The sequence below is a fragment of the Rugamonas sp. DEMB1 genome, from assembly GCF_029834475.1.
Taxonomy (GTDB): Bacteria; Pseudomonadota; Gammaproteobacteria; order Burkholderiales; family Burkholderiaceae_D; genus Rugamonas; species Rugamonas rubra.
Genome location: NZ_CP122407.1, coordinates 5,699,633 through 5,717,200, shown reverse-complemented (window position 1 = coordinate 5,717,200; position 17,568 = coordinate 5,699,633). Strand labels below are relative to the sequence as shown.

Below are 17,568 nucleotides of genomic sequence, written 5' to 3'. Positions count from 1 at the left end.
GCGGCCGCCGCGACCCCGAATATGGCCACCATCCGCACCGTCGCCGAACACGCCGGCGTTTCAACGGCGACCGTGTCGCGCGTCATGAACACGCCGCAGCAGGTGAGCGAGCGCACCCGCGCGCGCGTCGAAACGGCGATGCGCGAGCTCAATTTTTCCCGCAATAGTGTCGCCGCCTCGCTGGTCACGCGCCGGTCCGATTGCATCGGCCTGATCGTCGGCGGCTTGTCCGGCGCGTTCTTCGCGCCGCTGGTCAATATCGTCGAAGAAACCGTGAGCGCCGCCGGCAGCTATTTGATCGTCAGTTGCGGCAAGGACAGTCCCGAGGAAGTGCTGGCGGCGCTGCAGTTTTTGCGTCAGCGCCAATGCGACGCGATCATCTTGTTCCCCGGAGAGTTGCCCGACGCCGCCCTGGCCGCCTTGCTGCGCGAGCAGGCCAACGTGGTGGTGATCCACCGCAGCGTCGTCGGCTTCGAAGACCGCTGCGTGCAGGTGGACAACGCCGCCGGCGCCCGTCTGGCGGCGCGCCACCTGCTCGACTGCGGCCACCGCGACATTGGCGTCATCAGCGGTCCGGCCACCAATCCGGAAAGCGTGCAACGCCTGGCCGCCTTCGCCGACACGCTGGCCGGCGCCGGTGTGCCGCTGGACCCGGCGTTGGTGTTCGCCGGCGACTTCCGGCTCGCCTCGGGCCGCCAGGGCATGGCCGCGTTGCTGGCCGGCGGCAAGCCGCTCAGCGCCGTCTTCTGCTTGAGCGACCAGATGGCCTTCGGCGCCCTCGATTATTGCCGCGCCGTGGGCGTCGCCGTGCCGGAGCGCCTGTCGCTGCTGGGATTCGACGACGTCGAATTCGCCGAACTGATGCACCCAAGACTGACCACGGTCAGGCAGCCGATCGACCTGCTGGCGCGCACCGCCGTCGAAATCGCCCTGCGCTTGAGCCGCCTGAGCCCGTCAAGCGCCCCGTCCGGCCCGCAGGCGCTGCTGACGCCGCAACTAATGCTGCGCGATTCCGTGCGCCGCCTGGCCTGAGCGGCGCCGCGCCCCGGTGCCTATTTCCCACCGCCATCAGCTGATTTCCTTAAGAAATATTTCGCCGTCGTCAGCCCGCTCCGCGGGCTGTCGGCGCTTGCATTATTTGTGAAAATTTACTACAAACGATGAAATATTATTATCTTTTGCGGCAATCTTGTTAAATAATGTAAACGCTTACATTGGCTCTCCGGGGCTTGGATAGCAATGCTGGGCGCGACGTTGGCGCCGGACGCCGGGTCATGCAACACCAGGCGAAATGCCGGCCTCTGTAATAAAAAAACAGGAGACGCAATGACATTCACACCACGTATCTTCCACCGTGCGGCCATCGCCTGCGCACTGGGCAGCGGCATACTGAGCGGCTGCGGCAGCGGCGGCGATAGTAGTCAGCCCCCTTCCAACCAGCTGCTGGCCGAAGCCGTGTTCGGCCAGAAGGAACTCAAGGATTTCCCGCGCATCAAGAGCGACATCCCCCAGGACGGCGCCACCGAACAGGCCATCACCGGCATCCTCGCCAGCATGACGCTGGCGCAGAAGGTCGGCCAGATGACCCAGGCCGAAATCAAGAGCATCACGCCCGACGAGGTGCGGCAGTACTACATCGGCTCCGTGCTCAACGGCGGCGGCTCCTTCCCCAACAACGACAAGCACGCCAGCCCCGCCGACTGGGTCGGGCTGGCCGACAATTACTGGCGCGCCTCCATGGCGACCGACGCCGCCACCAAGATCCCGGTGATCTGGGGCACGGACGCCGTGCACGGGCACGGCAATGTGTTCGGCGCCACCCTGTTCCCGCACAATATCGGCCTGGGCGCGGCCAACGATCCCGCCCTGGTGCGCCGCATCGGCCTGGCCGTCGCCGCCCAGGTGGCCGCCACCGGCATCGACTGGACCTTCGCGCCTACCCTGGCGGTGGTGCGCGACGACCGCTGGGGCCGCAGCTACGAGGGCTATTCCGAGGACTCGGCCATTGTCGCCAGATATGGCCGAGAAATGGTCAAGGGCCTGCAGGGCGACTTCAAGGACGGCGCGCCCACCGTCATCGCCACCGCCAAGCATTTCATGGGCGACGGCGGCACCGACCTGGGCAAGGACCAGGGCGTCAACATGTCCAGCCGCATCGAGATGATCAACGTCCACGGCCAGGGCTACTACACGGCGCTGGGCGCCGGCGCGCAGACGGTGATGGCCTCGTTCAACAGCTGGACCAACGAGAGCCTCGGCATCCAGATCGGCAAAATGCACGGCAGCAAAGAGATGCTGACCGATACGCTGAAAACCAAAATGGGCTTCGACGGCTTCGTCATCGGCGACTGGAACGGCCACGCCCAAGTACCGGGCTGCAGCGACGGCAGTTGCCCGCAGGCGATCAACGCCGGGGTCGACATGATCATGGTGCCGGACCAATGGAAGGCCTTCATCGCCAACACCATCGCCTCGGTCAACAAGGGCGAAATCCCGCTGGCCCGCATCGACGACGCGGTCAGGCGCATCCTGCGCGTGAAAATGCGCGCCGGGATCTTCCGCGCCAAGGCGCCGCTGGCGCGCGCCCACGCCGCCGACGCGGCCCAGTTGCAGCACCGGGCGCTGGCGCGCGAGGCGGTGCAGAAGTCGCTCGTCCTGCTGAAGAACGAGCAGCAGATCCTGCCGCTCAAGCGGGGCGAGAAGATCCTGGTGGTCGGCAAGAGCGCCGACAACATCCCGAACCAGACCGGCGGCTGGTCGCTGACCTGGCAGGGCACCACCAACACCAACGCCGACTTCCCCAACGCCGACAGCATCCTGAGCGGCATCAAGGCGGCCGCCGGCGCCGGCAATGTGGTGTTTAGCGAGACCGGGGCGGGTGTCAACCTGGCCGGCTACAAGGCGGTGATCGCGGTGATCGGCGAAACGCCGTATGCCGAGGGCGTCGGCGACATCGGCAAGACCGGCACGCTGGAACACGCGCGCCGCTACCCGGAGGATCTGGCGGTGCTGAACGCCGTCAGCGGCAAGGGCGTGCCGGTGGTGACCGTGCTGGTGACGGGCCGCGCGGTGTGGACCAACAAGGAGCTGAACCGCTCCGACGCCTTCGTCGTCGCCTGGCTGCCCGGCACCGAGGGCAAGGGCGTGGCCGACGTGCTGTTCCGCAAGGCCAACGGCGACATCGACCACGATATGGGCGGCAAGCTGTCCTTCTCATGGCCGAAGAGCGCCTGCCAGACCCCGCTCAACAAGGGCGCCGCCAACTACGATCCCCTGTTCGCCTACGGCTATGGGCTAAGCTACAAGGACAGCGTCAAGGTCGCCAAGCTGGACGAAACCACGCCCGTGCTCGGCTGCGCCCAGGACAGCGGCAGCGGCGGCGTCGCCACCGTCGACCTGGAAGTGTTCAACTCGGCCGACAAGCCACCCTACACGCTGCGCATCGGCGACCCGAGCAACTGGTCGAAGCCGCTCGGCGCCGACCTGAACGCCACCATCACGCTGCCCAACCTGAAGGCCGAGACCACCCAGGTCAACGTCCAGCAGGACGGCCGCAAGATCACCTGGAGCGGCGCCGGCCAGTTCTATTCGCAGGCGGGCGAGCCCGCCGACCGCCAGCCCTACCTGAACGCCAACGCCGCCCTGGTGTTCGACACCATCGTCGGCCGCGCCCCGGCCGGCACGGTGAAAATGCGGGTCGATTGCAAATACCCCTGCATCGGCGAGCTCGACGGCACCCGCCTGTTCACCGGCCTGCCGCTCAACACCAAGCGCACGGTGAAAATTCCGCTGGCCTGCTTCGCCGCCAAGGGGACCGACTTCGCGCTGGTCGACACGCCCTTCCTGGTCTACACCGAGAAGGCCTTCACCGCCTCCTTCGCCAACATCCGCTGGGTGCCGGGCGCCGCCAAGGACGCCGACGCGCAGACCTGTGAAGCGATGGGACCGGGGCCGGCGGTGTTCGGCCCGCCCGTCGCCGGTCCGCTGTTCGGCCTGTTCAACAACGGCGTGTTAAGCACCGACCTGGCCTTCAGCACCTACTCCACCAACGGCAGCCACACCAGCATGGCGGTGCAGCCGGACGGCACGCTCAAGCTGGGCTTCGCCGCCGACGGCGGCGACGGCCTGCTGATGGTGACCGGCACGCCGCTCAACCTGAGCAACTTCGCTGGCGGCACGCTGCAGTTCGACATCAACGTGGCCAGCTACGGCGCCAACGTCGGCGGGCTGGCCGTGAAGATGGAGAGTCCCGGCACCAACTGCAATTCGGGCGACTATCTGTTCGGCCGGCCCGCGCCCGGCGCCTGGACGCCGGTCACGGTCAAGGTCAGCGACCTGATCGGCGGTGCCACCTCCTGCTTCGACCTGCGCAACGTCGGCATGCCCTTCGGCACGCTGCCGAAATGGGGCGACCAGCAGGGCGTCCAATACTCGCTGCGCAATATCCGCCTGGTCCAGTAGGCCGCGTCGGTAGGGCGGACGGGCGCCGGACGGCGCCCGTCTTGCCGCGCATTTTCCGTCCATCTTGGCGCGGCCGGGTGCTTCCACCCGGCCGCGCGCTCGTTAGGCGACGCCATCGTTGCCGCGCCTGATATACTGACGCCCCCGCGAAGCAGATGCGGACCGCGCGCCCGAGGGGCGGCGCCGTTGCCATCTTCACCACAGTCGCGTTGCGTACAGAATGGCAGAGAATGATTGACATAATGGCAAGTGCGGCTGCGGCCGCGGAAGCACCGAACATCGAACACGACCACCACGACTCACTGCAAGCCCACTTTCAGCCGAACGTGTCGGCCGACGAAATCGAACAGGTCTTCCATCTGAAGCGGGCCCAGCCCCTGCTGCAGGTGTTCACCACGCTGTTCCACGGCGGTTTCGACGGCGTGCTGGTGCGCCTGCTGGTGCTGCGCGAGCTGGCCTCCGACGCCTCGACGTCGGCCTTTTCGCGCGCCGACATCAACACCCGCCTGGCCTATCTGCTGCCGGAGAGCCTGGAGACGGTGCTGGTGCGCCTGCGCTCGAACCAGCTGCTGGCCTGGGACGCCCAACAGGCCGTCTACCGCGTCACGCCGATGGCGCGCAACGTGCTGTCGGCCATCGACAGCCTGCTGGCCCTGGGCCAGAGCGCCGACGAGGCCGAGATGGGCTTCCTGCTGTCGCAGGTGGCCGGCGCCCAGGCCATCGGCGGCGTCTCGGTCGAGCAGCTGCAGCACTTGCTGGGCCGGCTGAACGACCTGACCGAGGAGTTCGCCGACGCCATCGCCTCCGGTTCCGAGTTCCTGCTGCGCGCCTCGCAGGCCAAGTGGCACATGGCCTGCGACTGGGTCGAGAAGGGCTCGGAGATCCTGCGCGCCATCACCAGCGACGAGAACGCCGACGGCGCCACCCACCGCGCCGCCCAGGCCATCGGCCGCGCCCAGAGCGCGCTGCTGAACATGCAGGGCATGTTCTCGCGCGCCCTCAACCAGATCGAGCGCCAGCGCGTCCACCTCGGCCAGTCCGGCCTGTCGACCACCGACATCAAGCGCTGGCTGCTGCTGCACGAGGGCACCTGGCCTCGCTGGCCGACGGCGCCATCGACCAGCCGGTGGTGCCGCTGTTCATCACCCCGGCCGAAATGATCGACGTCGCCGAGACCGAGCTGCTGGCCGACCGCGCCTCCGGCGTGGTGTCCGGCGGCCTGCCCACCGGCACCGACGCGCCGACCACCATCAACGACGGCCCGGCGATGCAGAAGGAGCTCGACGATTGGCTGGCCCGCCTGTCCGACTTCGCCACGCTGGGCAACTTCCCCAGCATCGCCGCCGAGTCGCCCCGATCGATCCCGATCCAGGACTCGCTGCTGCCGGCCAGCTTCGCCATCGCCTCCTACCGCGCCTCCATGCTGCCGCTGCTGGGCGACGCCTCCGAGGCCAGCCTGCAGGGCGCCACCGCCGATCTGGCGCGCCTGCCGATCACCTTTACGCCGACCGACGAGATGGTCCAGCTGCTAGACCCGCATGTGGCTGCCATGTCGATCGCTTCGCTTTCACTTTCACTTTCTTTAGACTCGGAAAGCGGCCCGGCCGATGAATGACGATTCTCAAATCCTGATTGCGCGTCTGTTGACGCACCAAACCCTGCGCCGCGACGACAAGCTGGTCAAGCGCGTGCTGTCCGACGAGCTGTTCCGCGCCGAGGTCGACGCCCGTTTGCTGGCCACCGGCCTCAAGCTGCTCGACAACGTCTACGCCGACCACGTCACGCTGGCGCTGACGCGCGCCATCGAGCCGAAGATCTTCGGCGCGCGCGACATCTGGCAGAACAACAACTTCGGCCTGGCGCGCGACGGCGTCGCCCTGCTGGTGGTGCTGTGGGCGCAGATCATCCTGCCCAAGCGCGAGCGGCAGGAGACCCACCAGCACGTCGGCGACGACCAGAACGACATGTTCGGCATCGAAAAGCCGCTGCCGCGCGCCGAGGACACCTCGATCGGCATCGCCTACAAGGCGCTGCTGGCCGACTTCGGCGACAAGCTGGGCAAAAAGACGCGGATGGACATGAACCTCGGCATCCTGGCCAAGCTCGGCTTCATCGAGCGGCGCGGCGACATCATCGTCGAAGGCCCGCTGCTGGACCTGATGATGGACACCGACATGCTCAAGGAGCGCATCATCAACGGCGCCCTGGCCGACGTGTTCAAGCGCGCCCCGGCGCGCATCATCCCGGTGCCGCGCCGCGCGCCGCCGGCGCCCACGCTGGAGGAGACCCTCAGCGAGGAGGCCGCCGCCGAGGCGGCCGCCACCCCTGACGTCGCCGCCGACACCGCGCCGCCGGCGCCAGCCCTGCCGGCCGGCGCCGCCGCCGAATCGCACGACGCCGCCTTCGCCGCCGCCGCCGCCGCCGCACCCGATGACAGCGCCGCCGCGCCGTCCGCCGACACCCCTACCCGAGACTGAGCCATGTTCCACATCAAATCACTAGAACTGGTCCATTGGGATTATTGGCAGCGGATCAAGAACATCCCGCTCGACGCCAAGATCATCACGATCGCCGGCCAAAACGGCTCCGGCAAGACCACCCTGCTCGACGCGCTGCGCACCCTGTTCGGCCTGGACTGCTCGATGGGCCGCACCTACAAGCACTACGCGCGCCACTCCGGCCAACAGACCGCCTGGCTGCGCGCCGTGGTCGACAACAAGAACGTCGGCAAGCAGCTGTCCAACCGTCCCTTCCGCAGCTCCGGCTTCTTCAGCGACGACGAGGTCACGCTGTTCTGCCAGATCCAAAAGAACGGCGGCGACTGGAAGCGCCAGTACCTGATGCGACCGGGCAACGTGCAGATCGAGGAAGTCACCGACGCCAACGACTGGCTCGGCGTGGAGAACTACCGCAAGCGCCTGGCCAACGCCGGCCTGTCGCCGGCCATGGCCAAGGTGCTGGCGCTGGAGCAGGGCGAGACCGACAAGCTGTGCGAATACGCGCCGCGCCAGCTGCTCGACCTGGTGTTCCAGGTGTTCGGCGACAAGGAGGTGCTCGACGCCTACGACGAGGCCAAGCGCCACCAGCGCGACACCGAGACCGAGTTGAAGCGTTTCGAGACCGAGCTGGAGGCGTCGAAGACCAACCTGGAGGGCCTGCGCCTGCGCGTGGCCAACTACCACCAGTGGGAAGACCTGAACAAGGAACGCCGCAACCTGCAAGAGGAAGTGGCGCCCTCGCTGGAATACCACGAGGCGCGTGAAAAGCACGCCATGTTGAGCCGCCAGCTGCGCGACGCCCGCAAGCCGCTGGCCCAGGCCGACCAGCAGCTGGTCGACAAGCGCAACGCCGTCGCCGCGCAGGCCAAGGCGATGACCGAGGCGCAGCAGCACGAGACCGTGCTGGAACAGGAATCGACCGCGCTGCAAAGCCGGCTGAACCTGATCAACGGCAAACTCAAGCCGCTCGACAGCCTGCTCGAACAGAAGGCCCGCCTGCAAAAGCTGGCCGCCGACTCCGGCGCCGACATCGCCGAAGTGGCGCAGCAGCTGGAGGAGAAGGAAACCGAACTGACCCGCCAACGCCAGGCGCGCGAAGCGCTGGCCACCCGCATCGCCGGCGAGCAGGCCACCATCGCCGCCCTGCAGGGCAAGACGGCGATGCCGGAGCCGGACAACGTGCGCGGCATGCGCCGCGCCCTGCGCGACGCCAACATCGGCCACGTCATGCTGTCCGACATCATCGACGTGACGGACGCCCGCTGGCAGGGCGCCGTCGAAGGCGTGCTGGCCGGCTTCGCCTCGGTGGTCCTGCTCGACAAGTCCGGCGACGCGCCGGCCGCCTACCGCCTGGCCGAGAAGGAGCGCTACCGCCACTTCATCGTGCCGGACCTGGTGTCGGCGCCGTCGTCGTCCGACGACAGCCTGCTGTCGGTGGTGAAGTTCAGCGCCAAGGTGCCGGCCTGGCTGGTCGAACAGCTGCAGCGCATCAGCCGGGTCGACTCGGTCGAGCAGGGCTTCAAGCTGGGCAACCACGCCGAATGGATCACCCCCGAGGCCTACCACCGCGAACGCCGCGGCGGCCGCTCGCTGTTCGTCGAGGCCTCGCGCTACCGCTTCGGCACCGCCGGCCGCAGCCAGCGTATGGACGCCATCATGAAGGGCCTGCCGGCGCTGGAGGCGCAGGAGGACAAGCTGACGCTGACCATCAGCAAACTGGCCGGCGAAGTCGGCGCGCTGAAGGGCCGCATCGCCGGCGTCGACGCCGCCAAGGAACTGGCCGCGCGCCAGGCCGAGTTCGACGAGGCGGCGCGCAACGCCGTGCCGCTGAAGGAGGAACGCATCGAGGTCGGCACCCGCCTGGGCGAGCTGCAAACCCTGACCAAGAACGCCACCGTGGCGCGCACCCGCACCGACACGGTGTGGCAGAACGCCCGCTTCGCCCTGTCCGAGGCCGAAGCCGGCCTGCGCCTGGGCCACAAGCGCCAACTGGAGCAGCGCAGCGAGCACGCCCGCGCGCTGCTGGCGCTGCGCCGCACCTGGCGCCACCTGCCCAAGGCATGGCGCCGGCCGGCACGGCGCACGGCGCTGGTGCGCGAACACCAGAACGCGCACCAGGTCGCGCTGCGCATCCATAGTCTGGAAGCGAGCCTGTCGCGCAGCGACTGGGAACTCGACGCCACGGTGATCGACCAGTACGAACGGCTGAACGAGCAGCTGCACGGCCGCCAGTCGGAGACCGAGGAGCGGCGCTACCAGAACAACCGCGCCATCGAGGCCACCGGCAACGCGCGCGGCGCCTACATCGAACGGCTGCGCTACACCGTCAAAACCTACAGCAAAAACATCAAGGAGCTCGGCGAGCTGGCCGGCATCGAGGTGCACGCCGACCCGGTGCGGCTGGAGAACGACGACACCCAGCTGTCCCAGGCCGGGCTGCACGTGCGCTTCAAGTTCGACGGCAAGGGCATCATCGGCATGAACGACGGCGAAGCGTCCGGCGGCCAGCAGGTGATGAAGTCCTTGGTGCTGCTGATTGGTTTGCTCAAGTCCGAAGACGGCTCCGGCGGTTTCGTCTTCATCGACGAACCGTTTGCCCACCTGGACATCCGCAACATCCAGCTGGTCGGCGAGTTCCTCAAGAACACCGAGGCGCAGTACTTGATGACGACGCCGCTGACCCACAACACCGACGTCTACGACCCCTCCGAGCTGACCCTGATCACCAGCAAAAAGAAGAAGGACACCGAGTGGGCGCAGCCGATCTTCGTGCTGCAGCGGCGCGCCAGCGACGTGGCCAAGGTGGCGTAGACACCGCCGTTGGATCGCACAAATCAAAAAACCCGGTTCGCTCGAGCCGGGTTTTTTTTAAGAAAAAAAGGGGCACGGGAAGCTGGCAAACCCCACTGGCAAAGAGCCAGGGTCAGACCCTCAGGGTCTGACCCTAGGTTGTGCCGTTGGGTTTAGCCCGAGCAGCTAGCGGCGCCACGAGGAATCCTATGCGCTGGTGTATTCGGTGACGGTGATGCGGATGGTGTCGGGCCGGTAGCGCACTTCGACGATGAAGCCGCCGGTGCTCTCCCACGAGCATTGGCCGGGCTGCGCCTCGGACTGGTCCTTGCACGCGGCTCGCTTGCCGCGCTGCGCCGGGATGCCGTGCGCCTGCGCCAGGAACTGCTGCAGCTCGTCGTATTTGCCGGCCGCCGCGCTGGTCTTCAGGTGGGCGATTTCGCCGCGCGCCAGTTCCATCAACTCGCTCTCGCTGGCGTCGGCGTGCGCCTGGCGCGGCAGCACCAGCGTCACCGCGATGACGACGAAGTCGACGCACTGGCCCTGCTGGATCTCCACCTGCATGCCGTCATGAAGCGGTGCAGATTCGATGCTGCGGTTGGCCTTGCGCCGCTCCATTTTGTAGCCGGGGTAGGCCTTGGCCTGTAGCGCGGCCTGCGGCGGTTGCATGGTGCAGCCGGCGTTGAACTGCGCCAGCGCCGTCAACGGCGCGCTGCACGCCAAACAAAGCAGAATGCGGCGCAAGGCGGCGGGGATGGTCATGAAGGCTGTCTCGCAATCGTTGTTATCGGTGTTGATGCTGGCTGGCGCCGTCTGGTGCGGCGCGCTGGCGGCGTATTCTACCAATATTGATATTTTCTCAATAGCTTATTTGTCATTCAATGGTGGCCGCGCCGGGATCAGGCGTGGCCGGGCGGCGCCGCCAGCGAGCGGACGATCTGCCCCAGCGTGGCCAGCGCCGCCTCGGCGCGGGCGTCCCACTCGTGGCCGTAGTTGAGCCGCAGGCAGTTGCCAAAGTCGGCCTGCGGCGCGAAGATCGGCCCCGGCGCGACGCTGATGCCGTGCGCCAGCGCGACGCGGTGCACGGTCAGCGCCTCGACCTGCTCGGGCAGCTCGACCCACAGGAAGTAGCCGCCCTTGGGCCGCGTCACCCGCGTGCCGGCCGGGAAGTGGCGCCCCAGCGCCTCGATGAAGCCGGCCTGCTGGTCGGCCAGCTTGTGGCGCAGCAGGCGCAGGTGGCGGTCGTAGCCGCCCTGTTCCAGGTACAGCGCCAGCGCCGCCTGGGCCGGCGCGCAGGTGGTCAGGGTGCTGGTCAGCTTGTGCCGCGCCACTTGGCGGGCGTAGCGGCCGGCCGCCACCCAGCCGACCCGGTAGCCGGGCGCCAGGCATTTGGAGAACGAGGAGCAGTGCATCACCAGGCCCTCGGTGTCGAAGGCCTTGGCCGGCGACGGCCGCTTGCCGCCGAAGTACAGCTCGCCGTAGACGTCGTCCTCGATCAGCGGCACCTGGTAGCGCGTCAACAGCTGCACCAGTTGCTGCTTCTTCTGGTCGGACATGGTGCTGCCCAGCGGGTTCTGGAAATTGGTCATCAGCCAGCAGGCCTTGGGCCGGTGGCGCTCCAGCGCGCGCTCGGCCGCCGCCAGGTCCATGCCCTCGCGCGGGTGGGTCGGCACGGCGATGGCCTGCAAACCCTGCCGCTCGATCGCCTGCAGCGAGGCGTAGAAGGAGGGCGCCTCGATCAGCACGGCGTCGCCCGGCCGCGTCACCGCCGACAGGCACAGGTTGAGCGCCTCCAGCGCGCCGTTGGTGACGATGATGTCCTCGACCGGCACGTGCAGGCCGTCGATCAAATAGCGCAGCGCCAGTTGGCGGCGCAGCCGCGCGTTGCCGGGCGTGAGGTCGTCGACGCTGGCCCAGGGGTCGAGCTCCTGCACGCTGCTGCGCATCATGCGCGCCAGCCGCGCCAGCGGGAACAGCAGCGGGCTGGGGAAGGCCGAGCCGAACGGCACCACGTCGCGCTTCATGGTGGACTCCAGCACCTCGAACACGCGCTCGCTGACGGCCAGCGGCGCGGCCGCCTCGTCGGGCCGCGAGGCGGTGTCCGGCTCGGGCGGCAGCAGGCTGCCGGCGCCGCCGCCGCCGGCCACGGCGACGAAGTAGCCGGAGCGCTCGCGCGATTGGATCAGCCCCTGCGCCTCCAGCATGTAGTAGGCCTGGAACACGGTCGACGGGCTGACGCTGCGGTTGGCGCAGGTCTGCCGCACGGAGGGCAGGCGGTCGCCGGGGCCGAGCACGCCCTGCAGGATCGATTCGGAGATGTCGCGGGCGAGTGCTTCGTAGAGCTTCATAGGTTGTGCTGGTTCGGTATCCCCGCATGGTAATGCATATCGACGATGAGGGCGGCTCATCTGATCCGGTTTTTGCCGTCTGATCTGCTCATGCCGCTGGCGGCGCGGCGTGACTATCATGCTGCAAACAATCTTACCGCCATTGGCATCGAGGAAAAACATGAATCCCACCGGCATCCTGCTGGCCACCTTTATCTTGTCGATCACCGGCCTGTTCGCCTTCATCTGGTCGCTGCGCAGGGCTGTTCGACCCCGACCCGGCCGCCGCCCGGGTCATCTTCATGGCCGGCGAAATCGGCCAGCGCGACAGCGAGGCGGCCAGCGCCTCGTCGGCCCCGGCGCAGGCGTCCGACCCGGCCGAGCTGGACGCGCGCGAGCGCGCCGACCGCTCCAGCGCGCTGCCGGCCTTCGTGCTGATCGGCTCGGCCGTGCTGTGGCTGGTGGTCGCCTCGCTGGCCGGCCTGCTCAGTTCCTACAAGCTGCACAGCCCCGACTTCCTGACCGACCACGCCTGGCTGACCTTCGGCCGCCTGCGCACCATGCACCTGAACGCGGTGGCCTACGGCTGGGCGCCGCTGGGCCTGCTCGGCCTGGCCACCTGGATGCTGCCGCGCCTGTTGCGCACCACCCTGGTCGGCGGCCGCCTGGCGGTGCTCGGCGCCGGCCTGTGGAACGCCGGCCTGATCGCCGGCCTCGGCGCGCTGGCCAACGGCACCAGCGCCGGCATGGAGTGGTTGGAGATCCCCTGGCAGATCGGCATCCTGTTCGCCGTCGGCGGCATGTTGATCGGCATGCCGATGGTGTACACGCTGCAGCAGCGCCGCGTGCACCACCTGTACGTGTCGGTCTGGTACATCGGCGCCGCGCTGTTCTGGTTCCCGGTGCTGTACATCGTCGCCAAGATCCCCGGCGTGCACTTCGGCGTCGAGCAGGCGACCATGAACTGGTGGTTCGGCCACAACGTGCTGGGCCTGTTCTACACGCCGCTGTCGATCGCCTCGGTCTACTACTTCCTGCCCAAGGTGATCGGCCGCCCGGTGCAGTCGTACAACCTGTCGCTGCTGGGCTTTTGGACGCTGGCCTTCTTCTACGGCCAGGTCGGCGCCCACCACCTGATCGGCGGGCCGATCCCGGAATGGTTGATCACCCTGTCGATCGTGCAGAGCGTGATGATGATCATCCCGGTGGTGGCATTCTCGCTCAACCAGCACCTGACCATGAAGGGCCAGTTCGGCGCGCTGCGCAGCTCGCCCACGCTGCGCTTCATCCTGGTCGGCGCGGTGATGTACACGCTGGCCTCGCTGCAAGGCTCGCTGGAGGCGCTGCGCTCGCTCAACGCGGTGACCCACTTCACCCACTTCACGGTGGCCCACGCCCACCTCGGCATGTACGGCTTCGTCACCATGGTGATCTTTGGCGGCGTCTACTTCGCCCTGCCGCGCGTGCTCGGCATCGACTGGCCACGGCCGGCGCTGATCAGCTGGCACTTTTGGCTGGTGTGCGGCGGCTTCGCCATCTACCTGGTCACGCTGAGCATCGGCGGGATTTTGCAGGGCCTGATTCTGCTCGACCCGGCGCGCCCCTTCATCGACTCGGTGGTGGTGACCATCCCGTGGCTGCAGGGCCGCAGCATAGGCGGCGCCCTGATGACGCTGGGCCACCTGACCTTCGCCTGGCACGTGGCGCTGATGGTGGCGCGCTCGGGCATCCTGAGCCGGACCGATAACGCCTCATTACAAGCGGTGGCATAAGCATGGAAAACGAACTCAAACTACTCGGCGGCGCGATGGTGACGCTGGCGATGGCCACCTCCGCGATGGTGGTGGTGCCCTTCATGCAGCTCAAGGACGTGCCGGCGCCGGCGGCGCTGAAACCCTACACGGGCCAGCAGCTGCGCGGCCGCGACATCTACGTCGGCAACGGCTGCATGACCTGCCACACGCAGCAGCCCAGCAGCACCGGCGCCGGCCGCGCCGACGCCCAGCGCGGCTGGGGCCGGCCCTCGGTGGCGGCCGACTACCACTACGACGCGCCGCCGCTGCTCGGCACCATGCGCACCGGGCCGGACCTGTTCAACATCGGCGCGCGCCAGCCCAGCGCCGACTGGCATCTGGGCCATTTGTTCCAGCCGCGCGCCTATGCCGCCGACAGCAATATGCCGGCCTTCCCTTTCCTGTTCGAGGTCAAGGAGAAGAGCGCCGTCACGCGCGCCGACCGCGTCGTCGTGCTGCCGGCGGGGACGATCGGCTACGACCAGGCGGTGGTGGCGCGGCCCGAGGCGCTCGACCTGGTGGCCTACCTGACCGGCATGAACCACACCTACCCGGCGCTGACGCCGGGCGAGGCGGCGCTGGCGGCGCAAGCGCGCGCCAGGAGCGGCGGCGCGGTTAGCGCGGGAGGTGCCGTCGTGGACGGCGCCAAAGCCGCCGCCGGGGTGGCCGTTGCGCCAAGCGCCGGCGGCATTGGCGGTGCAGGCGGCGCAGGAAACGCAGTCAGCACAGGCGGGACGGGAAGCATAGCCGGCGGCGCCAAGAGCGCCGAGCCGGCCAACAGCAAGGGAGCGCAAGATGTCGTCAAATATTCGAGGCAATGAGCAAGGCAACGAGCAGGGCAGGGAGCCGGGCAAGCTGCGCGCCGCCCGGCGCGAGAACGCCGATCCGGTCGAGCAGGCCAACCCGGTGCCGAAGGTGGTGATGGGACTGGTGCTGGGCCTGGTGGTGTGGGCGGTTGGCTACATCTTCGTGCAGGAGGCCGGCGGCGACGTCTCGCTGGGCGACCGGCGCGACCCGTCGACCTTGACGGTCGCCGTCGGCGGCGCGGCCGACGGCGCGCAGGTCTTCGCCGCGCGCTGCGCCGCCTGCCACCAGGCCAACGGCAAGGGCCTGGCCGGCGTGTTCCCGCCGCTGGCCGGCTCGCCCTGGGTCGTCGGCGACCCGGACACGGCGCTGCAGATCGTCCTGCACGGCATGACCGGGCCGATCGAGGTGCTCGGCACCACCTACAACGGCGCCATGCCGGCCTTCGCCGAGCAGCTGTCCGACACCGAGCTGGCCGCCGTGTTGACGCACGTGCGCGCCACCTGGGGCAACGCCGCCACGCCGATCGACACGGCGGCGGCGGCGGCCGCACGCGCGGCGACGGCCACGCGCGGCGAGCCGTGGAACGGCACGCAGGAAATCGCCACGGCGCTCGCCGCCGCGCCGAAGTAGGGCCACGCCATGCACGCCACGCCGCTGACCCTGGAGCACAGCGCCAATATCGCTAACGCCGCCGGTGTCGGCGGCGGCACCGCAGCAGCCAGCGCCGCCGCAACCACCGCTGGCGCTGGCGCTGTCGCCGCCGCAGCAGCCACCGCTGCCGCAGGAGCCGCCACGACCGGCACTATCAACAACGCTATCAACAAGGCCGCCAACGCCACTGCCACCTCCGATGCCGTTGCCGAGGGCGCGGCCTCGCGCTGGCGCCGTTGGCTGCGCGGCTGGGGGCCGGCGTTTGCGATGTGCGCGCTGGCGCTAGCCGGCCTGCTGCTGTTCGACCATCTGACGCGCGGCTTCCAGGCCGTCACCACGGACGGCGTGCGCCGCATCGACCTGGTGCGCGCGCCGCGCGCGCTGCCGCCGATACAACTGGTCGACAGCAGCGGCGCGCGCTTCTCGCTGGCCGACATCGCCGGCCCGGGCGGCCAGAGCACCTTGATCACGCTGGTCTACACCCACTGCGTCGACATCTGCCGCACCGCCGCGTCCGGCCAGGCCTATCTGCAGCAGGAGCTGCGCGCGCGCGGGCTCGACAAGCAGGTGCGCCAGCTCACCATCAGCTTCGACCCCGGCCGCGACACGCCCGAGGCGCTGCGCGCCTACGCCCGCAGCATGCAGGCCGACCCGCTGCGCTGGCGCTTCGCCACCGTGGCCGACGCGGCCGAGCTGGCGCGCCTGCTCAAGGCCTTCGAGGTGGTGGTGCTGCCGGACGGGCGCGGCGGGTTGGTGCACAACGGCGCCATCTTCGTCGCCGATCCGCTCGGCCGGCTGGTGCAAACCTACGATCTCGACCGGCCCGACCAGGCGCTGGCCGACCTGTTGCTGGACTGACGCCATGCTGCCGCCCCGCCTGCCGCCCCGCTTGCTGCGTCATCCCTGCCTGCCCGGCGCGCTGTTGGCGCTGCTCGGGCTGGCCCACCCCTGGCTGGAGGCGAGCATGGCACGGCACATGCTCGCCGAATTGCCGCTGTTGTTCGCGCTCGGCTGGTACGCCGCCGCGCTGGCCGGCGCGCGCTGGCGCCCCGCGCGCGCCTATGCCCCGCCGATGCTGCTGGCGGCGCTGCTGATCGTCAGCGTGTGGATGCTGCCGGTGGCGCTCGATCTGGCGGTGCTGCGCCCCGGCGTCAACGCGCTCAAGGTCCTCGGCCTGTTGCTGGCCGGCGCGCTGGCCGGCGCCGCCTGGCCGGTGGCCGGCCTGGTGCTGCAGGGCTTCTTCATGTTCAACTGGAGCTGGATGAGCATCGCCGGCGGCCTGCTGTACCAGGACGCGCCGCAGCAGCTGTGCAGCGTCTACCTGAGCGAACAGCAATGGAGCGCCGGCACCGGTTTGGTGACCTTGTCCTCGTCGGTGCTGGTGCTGTGGCTGCTGCACGCGGTGTTCCTGCCGGCGCTGACGAGCATGGCGCCGGCCGGCGACGGCGCGCTCTAGTGCCGATCCGGGTCTTCAGGATTGTTCGTCCGGCGGGCCGTTGTCGAGTAGCTGGTCGAGTTCGACGCGCAGGCGCTGGGCGACTTCGGCGCCCTTGGCCTTGTGTATCGCGTCGAGAAAGGGCTGGCGCAGCGCGCGCAACTCGTCGACGTTGGCGGCGTGCTCCACCTTGAGTTGCAAGCCCAGGCCGCGCAGGCCGATGTTGCGTTTGATGGTGCTGTTGAAGAATTCGCACAGCGCTTGAAATTGCCGCGCCCGGGCCGGCGTGACCGCCGTGGCGGTCGCGGCCGGGGCCGGGGCCGAACCTAGGGCTGGCGTTGAGGCAGACGTTGGGGCCGAACCGGCGGCTGAAACCGGCAAGGATACTGGCGCCGATACCGGGGCAGAATCCGGGGCAGAATCCGGGGCAGAATCCGGGGCAGAAACCGGGGCGGCACCGGCGGTCCGCACCGGCGCGGCGGCCTCCGGCGGTGCGGCGAGGGGCGCTGTCAGCGCGTCGCGCCGCGACAGCCAGATGTAGTCCTGCGCCAGCAGCGTGGCGAGGTCGTCGGCGCCGAGCCCCAGCGGCGCCAAGCCGGCCAGCAGCGCGCCGTCGCTGCGGCGGCCGTCTATCATCACCAGCAGGGTGCGCAAACGCGGCGCCAAACGGTGCTGGCGAGTGGCGATCTCGTCGCGGCCCTTGTCGGTTTTGTCGTAGATGGCGATGTCCATGGCGCTACCGTTCCGCTGCTGCTTTCCCTGGCGAAGTTGCCGGTAGGATACGTCGAGCATAGCACCGATCCACC

The 17,568-nt window shown here is 68.7% G+C and carries 12 protein-coding genes and 2 pseudogenes; 11 read left to right on the top strand and 3 right to left on the bottom strand.

What is annotated here, in order from left to right; genetic code table 11:
- Positions 1 to 21 precede the first annotated feature (21 nt).
- The 6 genes and pseudogenes from QC826_RS26300 to QC826_RS26275 all read left to right on the top strand — a co-directional run bounded on the left by QC826_RS26300 (position 22) and on the right by QC826_RS26275 (position 9,770).
- Complete coding sequence (locus QC826_RS26300) at positions 22 to 1,032, top strand: LacI family DNA-binding transcriptional regulator (RefSeq protein WP_279763115.1); 1,011 nt, start codon at positions 22 to 24, stop codon at positions 1,030 to 1,032.
- A 294-nt stretch (positions 1,033 to 1,326) separates the two neighbouring features.
- Complete coding sequence (locus tag QC826_RS26295; protein WP_279763114.1) at positions 1,327 to 4,461, top strand: glycoside hydrolase family 3 protein; 3,135 nt, start codon at positions 1,327 to 1,329, stop codon at positions 4,459 to 4,461.
- Positions 4,462 to 4,787: 326 nt separating this feature from the next.
- Positions 4,788 to 5,621: a hypothetical protein gene (locus QC826_RS26290; RefSeq protein ID WP_279763113.1), complete on the top strand. Its 834-nt coding sequence runs from the start codon at positions 4,788 to 4,790 to the stop codon at positions 5,619 to 5,621.
- On the top strand, positions 5,588 to 6,076 hold the full coding sequence (locus QC826_RS26285; protein WP_279763112.1) for a hypothetical protein: 489 nt from the start codon (positions 5,588 to 5,590) through the stop codon (positions 6,074 to 6,076). The genes QC826_RS26290 and QC826_RS26285 overlap by 34 nt, the downstream gene beginning before the upstream one ends.
- A pseudogene (locus tag QC826_RS26280) lies at positions 6,069 to 6,776 on the top strand (hypothetical protein); the annotation flags it as partial. The gene QC826_RS26285 and the pseudogene QC826_RS26280, both read left to right, overlap by 8 nt.
- A 165-nt stretch (positions 6,777 to 6,941) precedes the next feature.
- A complete protein-coding gene (locus QC826_RS26275) occupies positions 6,942 to 9,770 on the top strand; it encodes an ATP-binding protein (RefSeq protein WP_093389976.1) in 2,829 nt (942 codons plus the stop codon).
- 186 nt (positions 9,771 to 9,956) lie between these two features.
- Here the strand turns inward: QC826_RS26275 and QC826_RS26270 are convergent, their stop codons facing one another.
- Both QC826_RS26270 and QC826_RS26265 read right to left on the bottom strand, forming a co-directional pair.
- Entirely contained in the window at positions 9,957 to 10,595 is a 639-nt protein-coding gene (locus QC826_RS26270) for a hypothetical protein (protein ID WP_279763111.1), read from the bottom strand.
- A 53-nt stretch (positions 10,596 to 10,648) separates the two neighbouring features.
- Positions 10,649 to 12,097, bottom strand: coding sequence for a PLP-dependent aminotransferase family protein (locus tag QC826_RS26265; protein ID WP_279763110.1), 1,449 nt, complete (start codon positions 12,095 to 12,097; stop codon positions 10,649 to 10,651).
- Positions 12,098 to 12,257: 160 nt separating this feature from the next.
- Here QC826_RS26265 and QC826_RS26260 point away from each other — a divergent pair.
- The 5 genes and pseudogenes from QC826_RS26260 (at position 12,258) to QC826_RS26240 (ending at position 16,783) form a co-directional block, all read left to right on the top strand.
- Positions 12,258 to 13,848: pseudogene (locus tag QC826_RS26260) on the top strand (cbb3-type cytochrome c oxidase subunit I).
- Positions 13,849 to 13,850: 2 nt separating this feature from the next.
- Positions 13,851 to 14,690 carry a cbb3-type cytochrome c oxidase subunit II gene (locus tag QC826_RS26255; RefSeq protein ID WP_313872810.1) on the top strand — a complete coding sequence of 280 codons (840 nt, stop codon included), beginning with the start codon at positions 13,851 to 13,853 and terminating at the stop codon, positions 14,688 to 14,690.
- Complete coding sequence (locus QC826_RS26250) at positions 14,665 to 15,306, top strand: c-type cytochrome (protein WP_279763109.1); 642 nt, start codon at positions 14,665 to 14,667, stop codon at positions 15,304 to 15,306. Before QC826_RS26255 ends, QC826_RS26250 begins: the two co-directional genes overlap by 26 nt.
- 9 nt (positions 15,307 to 15,315) lie before the next feature.
- Positions 15,316 to 16,185, top strand: coding sequence for an SCO family protein (locus QC826_RS26245; RefSeq protein ID WP_279763108.1), 870 nt, complete (start codon positions 15,316 to 15,318; stop codon positions 16,183 to 16,185).
- 4 nt (positions 16,186 to 16,189) lie between these two features.
- On the top strand, positions 16,190 to 16,783 hold the full coding sequence (locus QC826_RS26240; RefSeq protein WP_279763107.1) for a hypothetical protein: 594 nt from the start codon (positions 16,190 to 16,192) through the stop codon (positions 16,781 to 16,783).
- 15 nt (positions 16,784 to 16,798) lie between these two features.
- On the opposite strand, the gene QC826_RS26235 is transcribed toward QC826_RS26240, so the two are convergent.
- Positions 16,799 to 17,554 carry a hypothetical protein gene (locus tag QC826_RS26235; RefSeq protein WP_279763106.1) on the bottom strand — a complete coding sequence of 252 codons (756 nt, stop codon included), beginning with the start codon at positions 17,552 to 17,554 and terminating at the stop codon, positions 16,799 to 16,801.
- Positions 17,555 to 17,568: the final 14 nt, after the last annotated feature.

Coding starts and splice junctions, on each gene's coding strand:
- QC826_RS26300 (WP_279763115.1), top strand. CDS start 22: ATGGCCACCATCCGCACCGTCGCCGAACACGCCGGCGTTTCAACGGCG.
- QC826_RS26295 (WP_279763114.1), top strand. CDS start 1,327: ATGACATTCACACCACGTATCTTCCACCGTGCGGCCATCGCCTGCGCA.
- QC826_RS26275 (WP_093389976.1), top strand. CDS start 6,942: ATGTTCCACATCAAATCACTAGAACTGGTCCATTGGGATTATTGGCAG.
- QC826_RS26265 (WP_279763110.1), bottom strand. CDS start 12,097: ATGAAGCTCTACGAAGCACTCGCCCGCGACATCTCCGAATCGATCCTG.
- QC826_RS26255 (WP_313872810.1), top strand. CDS start 13,851: ATGGAAAACGAACTCAAACTACTCGGCGGCGCGATGGTGACGCTGGCG.
- QC826_RS26250 (WP_279763109.1), top strand. CDS start 14,665: ATGTCGTCAAATATTCGAGGCAATGAGCAAGGCAACGAGCAGGGCAGG.
- QC826_RS26245 (WP_279763108.1), top strand. CDS start 15,316: ATGCACGCCACGCCGCTGACCCTGGAGCACAGCGCCAATATCGCTAAC.
- QC826_RS26240 (WP_279763107.1), top strand. CDS start 16,190: ATGCTGCCGCCCCGCCTGCCGCCCCGCTTGCTGCGTCATCCCTGCCTG.
- QC826_RS26235 (WP_279763106.1), bottom strand. CDS start 17,554: ATGCTCGACGTATCCTACCGGCAACTTCGCCAGGGAAAGCAGCAGCGG.